The sequence below is a fragment of the Acinetobacter sp. YH01003 genome, assembly GCF_013420525.1.
GTDB lineage: Bacteria > Pseudomonadota > Gammaproteobacteria > Pseudomonadales > Moraxellaceae > Acinetobacter > Acinetobacter towneri.
The window spans coordinates 1-8,921 of record NZ_VOXY01000028.1 but is presented as its reverse complement, the minus strand read 5'-3'; the positions used below and the strand labels follow the sequence as shown (position 1 = coordinate 8,921).

The following is an 8,921-nucleotide window of genomic DNA, read 5'->3' as shown; positions in this document are numbered from 1 at the left end:
TTAAGTTCTTTATCCGACATAGACACCAACATATCAAACCGTCCGCTAAGAAAATTGCAACAGCGCATATTCTAAAAGCGGACATTTTTACTTTGGAGAAACCGGACATTTCTATTTTGGAGTTACAAGTGTACTTCGTATAATATCCATTATGTTAAATGGACAATTAATAATTGAATATTTCACCTTTTTTTTAATTAGTAGCTAAAATTACTTTATAATTTAAACTTATAAGGTATTTAAAGTGAAAAGTCCTCTTTCTAAAATATTTCTACTAAATATTCTCATAATGGCTGGTAGTGTTGCGTATGCCATTGAAGTTAAGCCATTCAAATTTATAAAAAATAATGAAGGTTATCCAGAAAATATTGGTTTATATAAAATAACAAATAAATACAGTGAGTTATATGTAAAACAGTATCCATTTTCTATTGAGAACAATAATAGAAATGCTGGTTTTATTAGTGAGATCGACCCACAATGTGAAATCTTAGAAAAGATATATAAGCAACAGCAGAATACTTATGTTGTAACAAGTACATGTGGCGCATGGTTTGGTATGAGTAGCCCAGAAAGCCATTATTTTATATATGAGTTTAACGATCTAGCAAAATTAATTAAATCTGAAACTATTGAATTCAAAGAGTCATTAGATATTACTATTTCAGAGCTTAATTCAGGTATAAAAATAACATCAAGCCAAAGTCCTAAAACTGGGAAAAAATATGATTATGAATACAAAAATGGGAGCTTATATGACTTCTCAACATCTATGAATAGAAATTTAGTTTCAAAAGAAAATGATAGAATCTGTAAGGGATTCTATGATCAAGTTTATACTCAATTTAAGTATTCTTATGTACCTGGTATGACTAATCTTTTTGAAATTTTACCTAGACATGCTTATTCATGGGTTCCAAACAAAATAAAATCTAGTGAAGAATTATCAGATAAATTAGCCAATGATTTAAAAGGGAAAGATCTAACACAACGTAGAAATGTTCCTTATTCAAGATTTAAACAAGACTATTGTTCTTAACTAAACTTAAGTATTCCTAAAATTAATATAATAGGTGCTATGCAAAGTCAAAATGTTAGAACCCATTCAAAATGGGAGCTATAAGCTCCCATTTTTAGTCTTTAATACGCTTTTTAGCTTCGTCATAAACTATGCTATCAGCTCGTTTCCCGACTGTGATGAGCAAGATAACTACCTGATCATCTTTAAATTGATAGACAAGTCTGACACCAGCTTTTAATAATTTAATTTTATAGCAACCTGCAAGATTGCCTCTCAGCATATTCTTTGGAATATGTGGCTGCTCTATGACTTTGGCTAGTTACTTCTTAAATTGATCTCGTATAGCAACAGGGAGTTTTTCCCATTTGTGTGTCCTTACCCATTTAACCCATTTAAAATTATTAAATTAAAAAATAAATTGAACAACAGAAATAATATAAGTATATTTCTGGAAATTAGCTTTAAAGAGACTAAGTAGGTGAAAAGACTATTAAAAATTACATTAATCAGCGTAATGGTTCTTAATGCTCAAAATATATTTGCAAAAATAATTATAGATAATGCAAATTATCAATCTAAAATTATAAAATTAAATAGTACAAAGAATCCCAAAATAACAAGAGCTTGGGTAGAAACCGAGTTTAAAGAGGAGAAGAATAGGTCAACAGTTCTATATGAGATAGATTGCGAACAAGAAAAATTCCGAAGACTAGGAGGAGTTATGTACAAAGAAGTAACAGGTGATCCAATAGCTATGGAACCTACAAAAGAAGAATATATAATTCCAAATACAAATCTAGATACGCTTAAAAGGGAGGTATGTACAGGAAAATATTAGAAAAACTTGAGAGATTTGGGGGATCAGAGAATTATTGTAGTTATCCTGATCTAAATGACAATTCAAGAGTAAAGATAGAAAAAATTTGTTATTTAATTTAGGGCGGCACTGTCACACGAGGGTGTAAATAATTCTGTGTAAATACAGTTTTATTTACAGTCTCTAAAGCTCCCTTTTTATAGGGCACTGTTGCAAATAGGCTGACATGATAAGCTAAATATCTTATTTATTTCGAGATACAGCAGATGAATCCCTTCCACGGTCGGCACTTTCAAGGTGAAATCATTCTTTGGGCTGTTCGTTGGTATTGTAAATATGGCATCAGCTATCGTGAACTTCAAGAAATGCTCGCTGAACGAGGCATAAATGTGGATCACAGTACAATTTATCGTTGGGTTCAGCGTTATGCTCCAGAAATGGAAAAACGGTTACGCTGGTATTGGCGTAACCCTACAGATTTACATTCATGGCATATGGATGAGACTTATATCAAAGTGAAGGGGCGATGGACTTACCTGTATCGTGCAGTTGATCAACGTGGTCATACGATTGACTTTTACCTTTCCGCTAGACGGAACAGTAAATCAGCCTATTGTTTTTTAGGAAAGATCTTCAATACGGTGAAAAAATGGCAAATTCCACGGGTCATCAATACAGATAAAGCAGCGACCTATGGCCATGCTTTATCACGGTTAAAGCGAGAAGGAAAATGTCCAGTAGATATTGAGCACAGGCAGATTAAGTATAAAAATAATGTCATTGAATGTGATCATGGTAAGTTAAAGCGAATCATCAGGGCCACATTAGGATTCAAATCTATGAAGACTGCTTATGCCACAATTAAAGGTATTGAAGTCATGCGTGCACTACGTAAAGGACAAGCATCGTCATTTTATTATGGTCAGCCTCAGGGTGAAGTGTGTCTAATCAACAGGGTTTTCGGTCTCTAAGCACTTTTTAAAGGGAACATCATCGACTCAAATCTCTATTTGCAACAGTGCCGTCAAATTAACGAACACACGGATATTATTGCTGAATATGAGCAACACAAGCAAGGTCGCACTATTACAGGATTTACCTTTAAATTTAAACAAAGAACCAAGCCCAAAACGGTAAAAGCTGAAAAGACAGAGCGTGATCCACATACAGTAGATATGTTTATAACCATGACCGATAATCAACGCTTTGCCTTCGCTAAAAAAATATCTCAATTACATGAGGCATCGTATTTGGCACAAGGGCAAGCAGGTCGAAGTTACGATGTGTTTGCTGAACAAATTGCTGAAGCATTATTAGATAGTGAAAAGCAGAAAGTATATTTACCCTTCTTATCGAAATTAGGGTTTAAATTTTAAGATTTTTATTCGCTGTTTACAGGTTGTGGTAGAAGTAGTCCTTGATATCAAAAACAAAAATTATTTTAAGGGAATAAAGGCTTCTGACTATCACCAAATGATAAGTTATCTGAGTTCTATTCAGTGAAAAACTGCTATATTAGGGGTCAGCACAGAAAACGGAAATTATAGGGCGGTAAGTACATTTATTTACTTCTATGTAGTTGTTATTTAAGAACTTCGTTAAAAATCTTTCAATTAAATTGCATGTTGCCAATCTCTAGCAGACAGGCAAAGCATAAAAATATAAATCTTTGATTTTAATAAATTAATTAGTCGACAAAATTCCTTGTCGTACTATTTTCTCCAAATTCTGGGGTAACCCCTATCAAATCAAAAACTCGATGATATGCGTCATTTAGTTGATCAAATACCTTCTTACGGCAGTCAATCTATACCTAAAATAAACGATCCTAGTTGGGAGGGGTTATTAGATGATCGGAGAATATCTTGGAATATGAACGACATCACCATAATAGAAAGGCTAGTACTTATTTATTATACTTTTAGTATGAAGGTTCTTAGTGTTTTCAATCAAGAATTTGCAGAGAGAGGAGTTTCTTTTTCATACTCTGATTAGTATGCCTATGGCAAACCAATTTCACTGCTTCGGTACCCTAGTGAGGACTAGAACCTTAGGCTGTAGGCTAATGATATTGGTATATTGAGTTATTTAGGTAGTCGCGGTGTACTTCATGGTGTATAGAAAGTTAGTTTTTCGAGCTAATAAAGCCATTTTGACAAAATTTAAGAAGTATTTTAGAAAACTAGATAGTTACACAGAATTTAGGGTAGTCTCAAAATGAAAGTTATAACTAATGGTTCTTTAACATCTTCTAATTCCTTTGGTGAAAAATAAGATTCCATTTTATGCTTAACTCTCAACTTTTTTTCGCTAAATCATTTATTTTACGAAGGTTAGACTTTCAATATTAAACTTACAATTCTTGTAATACAGCCATTCCAATAGGCTTAAGAAGTTGAGAGTGGCATTTCTTGCATAGAATTATTTTGTATTAAATAAAATAACTAAAGGTTTGGCTCGTGAAGATCTCAATAAGAAAACTGTATGTAATTAGCTTAAGTGCATTAATTACTGTGGCTTGTTCCAGTCAAAGTGAATCAGAAGGGATGCTAATTATAAATAACAAAACCTCCGAAGATATAACTAAGGTTAATTTAACTTATAAAACCACTAATAAATCAGAAAATATAGGTAATTTATCTCCTAATCAATCATTTAAGTATCCTATAAAATATTCTGACACCGAAGACTCTATAGTAATTACATATACTGATAGTAATAATACAGTGCATAAGGATGTAGCTGTTCCTTATTTCGGTAAATATGATAAGAAAAATTATAGTTATAATATCAAGTAGTTTAAGTATTATTAATATTTAGAGTGTACGGCATTGACGGTATAGGTTAAATTGACACTACAAGACAGCACTTTAACCAATTTCAACAGCAACATCCCCAAATATATTTAATATAAATTAAGCATGAGATATAAAAATGCACGCCTTTGATATTATCATACCCCAATATACAGGTATCGCTGAAGATGATGATAGCCACGACCATGATGTATTTTGTTATTTAGGAAATTTAGAAGGCAACGGACAAATATTACCCCGTAACCATCATTTAGCTGTTAGCCAAAATGATATTACTCGCGTGACTGTGGTGTGTCCTGAAATGGATGCCCTTGACCGTAAAAATATGAACAGCTATGCCCAAGAAATGCACAATAAAATCGAACAGTTAGCAGGTAAACCCATTCAAACCTTGTATATCGGAGAAGACCATGACTATCCTCTTCCCCGTTATGCCGTACCAACGCAATCTGAATTTTACATGTTGCGTTGGGGCTGGAGTTCGCCTTTACTAGATGGAGTAACCTTACAAGGCATTCCTCTATATAAAATCCCATATACCCAACCTGATCACCCTTGTTATGATAATGTGTGGTCATGGTATCGTCAGGCTGAAGCGTTATATCGTTTGTGGCTTGGTTCTCAACCAGTAAGTGAAGCCTTTGCCTTAGAGCAAATGCAAAATCCCAATTCTGAGCATAGCAAAATAGGTCGAGAATTGTGCCGTATCATTGAACAAAGCACAGGTGTACCCACCTATTATTTTCTAATGAATTACCGTGATTGGACACAGGCAGAAGATATGGAACAAAAATGTCCACTGACAGGGCAGGATTGGCTATTGCCTGCCAATACCTATCACTATATTGATTTTAAATGCGATGAGAGTCGTTTGGTGAGTGAGTTGAGTCAAAATTGGTCGGATGAAAGCGAGGACTGACCGAATGAAAAATTATTTGTGGTAAGCTCATAAAGCCTATCAAGCATAGAGATAAAAATAACACCCAAACTATCTGTAACCAACCGTGAATCGTCTCGATATTTTCGGAGAGTGTTTTACTGGAATCAGGTACAGGACAAGTTTATTTTCAGTATACCCTAGCGGAACCACCTAAAAAGGCACTGTTGCAAATAGGCTGACATGATAAGCTAAATATCTTATTTATTTCGAGATACAGCAGATGAATCCCTTCCACGGTCGGCACTTTCAAGGTGAAATCATTCTTTGGGCTGTTCGTTGGTATTGTAAATATGGCATCAGCTATCGTGAACTTCAAGAAATGCTCGCTGAACGAGGCATAAATGTGGATCACAGTACAATTTATCGTTGGGTTCAGCGTTATGCTCCAGAAATGGAAAAACGGTTACGCTGGTATTGGCGTAACCCTACAGATTTACATTCATGGCATATGGATGAGACTTATATCAAAGTGAAGGGGCGATGGACTTACCTGTATCGTGCAGTTGATCAACGTGGTCATACGATTGACTTTTACCTTTCCGCTAGACGGAACAGTAAATCAGCCTATTGTTTTTTAGGAAAGATCTTCAATACGGTGAAAAAATGGCAAATTCCACGGGTCATCAATACAGATAAAGCAGCGACCTATGGCCATGCTTTATCACGGTTAAAGCGAGAAGGAAAATGTCCAGTAGATATTGAGCACAGGCAGATTAAGTATAAAAATAATGTCATTGAATGTGATCATGGTAAGTTAAAGCGAATCATCAGGGCCACATTAGGATTCAAATCTATGAAGACTGCTTATGCCACAATTAAAGGTATTGAAGTCATGCGTGCACTACGTAAAGGACAAGCATCGTCATTTTATTATGGTCAGCCTCAGGGTGAAGTGTGTCTAATCAACAGGGTTTTCGGTCTCTAAGCACTTTTTAAAGGGAACATCATCGACTCAAATCTCTATTTGCAACAGTGCCCAAAAAAGATTGAAAACCATTTTAAAGCTTTCGACTTAACCTTTTTTTACATCAATAATGGCTTCATTTAATGTCAGCATACTTTTTGAAACACCACCTGATTTTCTTGTACACTGTCAGACAAGACAGACTCCAGTAAAGTTTTATCTGGCTGCAAATTTTCAAACTCTTGGTACAGATAACCAATTTTTAATTTCGGTACAGCATAGATCCCTTCATACTTATTTCTGATTAAAGAAAAAAGAGTAGATTTACCACTTCCATTATCCCCCAATACAGCAACTTTTTGTTTGTTTCGGATTTCAAAAGAGGCATGATTAAAAATCAAATGATTATCATATCCAAAAGTTACTTCTTCACCACGAATTAATATTTTATTTTTCGGGGGATTTGTTAGCTCAAAATTAATTCGAATATTTGCCTGTTCTTCGACTTGTTCTTTTACATCTAACTGCTCTATTCGTGATTGCACGGCTTTTGCTTGCTTTGCTATTGCTTTTTGTCGCCCTCCAAAAGACTTGTAAGTAGATATGAAACTTCTAGCTCTAATTTCAGAATTACTCATATTCCTTGGCTTATCTGTTATCGCTTCAGCTTGCCTTTTTTTCTGCAAATAAGCTTCCTCTAGTTGCTTTTTCTTTGCTTGATAATTTTCATATTCTCTTTTCTCAGTGTGAATTTGATGTTCCTTCTGCTGTTTATATGCAGTATAATTCCCGTCAAAACAGTTAATGGTATTGTTGTCAATCTCAATAATTCGATTACACAATTCATCTAATAAATTTGTATCGTGGCTAATAATCATCATTGTGTTATATTTTCCTAAATTTCGCTTTAGCAATTGAATCCCTTTAGTATCTAAATTCGCTGTTGGTTCATCTAGTAAAAGTATTGAACTACTCTTAGAAAAAGTCTCAGCTAAACGTAAACGAGTTTTTTCCCCACCACTGAACCAACCTTCAGATATTGTTGAGCTGGAGCGAAATTCTTTCAATTGCCAAGAATCTACTGATTCGTGGTATTGACCGAATTGTTTATAATAAGAGATATCTCCCTTAACCTCAACATTTCCCTTGTCAGGAGCTATATCATTGTTAATGATCTCCAACAACGTCGTTTTTCCACTTCCGTTTAACCCGACTACACCAATAATATCGTTCTTAAAAACAGTTAATTTATCAAAAGTAAAAAGAAGCTTGCCTCCAAAATATTTTTCTATTCCTCTCATTTTTATCAATTCCATACAATCGCCTCCCTTTCTAGCGATTAAGTTAATAAACATATTAAATCATTAATTAGTTTTTGTAGTTTAGAGAGTTTATTTCTTAGGGTTTCTATTCCTCAATTATTCCGTATCCTTCTGGTGCAGGAATCCCATGTTCCGAAGAACGACTGACTGATTCCCACTCTTTCCATGTAAATATACGTTTTTCTGCATTTTCAACAGCTAAATCATATACAAGGCTTCCCAGAACTAATCGGAGAGGCGGATTCTCACTATTAACCAGTTTCATTATAGCTTCGGCGGCTAACTTAGGATCACTATCCACCGATTCGTTTGAATATTGTTGGGCCAACTTTTCACGTAATGAATCATACTCTTTTTTCTGTGTAGTAAAACTCATTTTTAAGTATAGATTCGTCCAGTAACCTCCAGGTTCTACGATAGATACTTTTATACCAAAATGTGCAGCTTCTTGTGCTAAAGCCTCGCTAAATCCTTCTAAAGCAAATTTACTAGCGCTATAGATTCCCGACATTGGACCACTAATCAGTCCACCAATACTAGATATCTGGATAATATGACCTGATTCTTGTGCCCGCAAGTACGGCATAACAGCTTGACTTACCCATACTGTACCGAAGAAATTAGTTTCCATTTGGCTTCTAACTTCATCTTCACTAAATTCTTCAATCATTCCCATTACCATATTCCCTGCATTGTTAATGACAATATCGAGTCTTCCAAAATGTTTAATGGCAGTTTCCACTGTAGTCGAAACAGCACTTCTATCAGTAACATCAAGACTTAAAGGAAGTAACATTCCTTCAAACTGGCATTTTAACTCATTCAGTTTTTCAATATTTCTAGCAACACCAACAACCTTCTCTCCTGACTCCAATGCTTTTTTTGTGAATTCGTATCCTAGTCCACTGCTTGCACCTGTAATAAACCACACACGTGTATTTTCATTGTTATTAAATGTCATAAATAATCTCCTCGGTAGTGTTTCAAAAAGTATGCTGAAGAAAAAGCCGATTGGATTTTGATAAAATAGAGAAATGCAAATAACTCTAGCAATCAAATGTCCAACCTGCCTCAGTGATAGTATAAAGAAAAATGGTATCA

9 protein-coding genes are annotated in these 8,921 nt (G+C 34.6%); 6 read left to right on the top strand and 3 right to left on the bottom strand.

The features are described from left to right. Nucleotides 1-244: 244 nt before the first annotated feature. Nucleotides 245-1,039 carry a hypothetical protein gene (locus FTT70_RS13090; RefSeq protein WP_031946098.1) on the top strand — a complete coding sequence of 265 codons (795 nt, stop codon included), beginning with the start codon at nucleotides 245-247 and terminating at the stop codon, nucleotides 1,037-1,039. A 94-nt stretch (nucleotides 1,040-1,133) separates the two neighbouring features. Here the strand turns inward: FTT70_RS13090 and FTT70_RS13085 are convergent, their stop codons facing one another. Next, nucleotides 1,134-1,328: a type II toxin-antitoxin system RelE/ParE family toxin gene (locus FTT70_RS13085; protein WP_050595110.1), complete on the bottom strand. Its 195-nt coding sequence runs from the start codon at nucleotides 1,326-1,328 to the stop codon at nucleotides 1,134-1,136. Nucleotides 1,329-1,499: 171 nt separating this feature from the next. On the opposite strand from FTT70_RS13085, the gene FTT70_RS13080 reads away from it, so the two are divergent. The 5 genes from FTT70_RS13080 (at nucleotide 1,500) to FTT70_RS13055 (ending at nucleotide 6,519) form a co-directional block, all read left to right on the top strand. After that, entirely contained in the window at nucleotides 1,500-1,859 is a 360-nt protein-coding gene (locus tag FTT70_RS13080) for a surface-adhesin E family protein (protein ID WP_179989163.1), read from the top strand. Between the two features lie 245 nt (nucleotides 1,860-2,104). Further along, nucleotides 2,105-2,809: an IS6-like element IS1008 family transposase gene (locus tag FTT70_RS13075; protein WP_043963410.1), complete on the top strand. Its 705-nt coding sequence runs from the start codon at nucleotides 2,105-2,107 to the stop codon at nucleotides 2,807-2,809. Nucleotides 2,810-2,848: 39 nt separating this feature from the next. After that, entirely contained in the window at nucleotides 2,849-3,214 is a 366-nt protein-coding gene (locus tag FTT70_RS13070) for a RepB family plasmid replication initiator protein (protein WP_218944957.1), read from the top strand. Nucleotides 3,215-4,772: 1,558 nt separating this feature from the next. Continuing rightward, nucleotides 4,773-5,573, top strand: a complete 801-nt coding sequence (locus tag FTT70_RS13060; RefSeq protein ID WP_114237944.1) for a DUF2310 family Zn-ribbon-containing protein — start codon at nucleotides 4,773-4,775, stop codon at nucleotides 5,571-5,573. A gap of 241 nt (nucleotides 5,574-5,814) precedes the next feature. Next, nucleotides 5,815-6,519 (top strand): IS6-like element IS1008 family transposase, encoded by a 705-nt coding sequence (locus tag FTT70_RS13055; protein ID WP_043963410.1) that lies wholly within the window; start codon nucleotides 5,815-5,817, stop codon nucleotides 6,517-6,519. A 125-nt stretch (nucleotides 6,520-6,644) separates the two neighbouring features. Here FTT70_RS13055 and FTT70_RS13050 read toward each other — a convergent pair whose 3' ends face one another. Beyond that, the gene (locus tag FTT70_RS13050; protein WP_179989164.1) at nucleotides 6,645-7,814 is read right to left on the bottom strand and encodes an ATP-binding cassette domain-containing protein; all 1,170 of its coding nucleotides are present in this window, start codon (nucleotides 7,812-7,814) and stop codon (nucleotides 6,645-6,647) included. A gap of 91 nt (nucleotides 7,815-7,905) precedes the next feature. After that, nucleotides 7,906-8,781, bottom strand: a complete 876-nt coding sequence (locus FTT70_RS13045; RefSeq protein ID WP_078081115.1) for an SDR family oxidoreductase — start codon at nucleotides 8,779-8,781, stop codon at nucleotides 7,906-7,908. Nucleotides 8,782-8,921 lie beyond the last annotated feature (140 nt).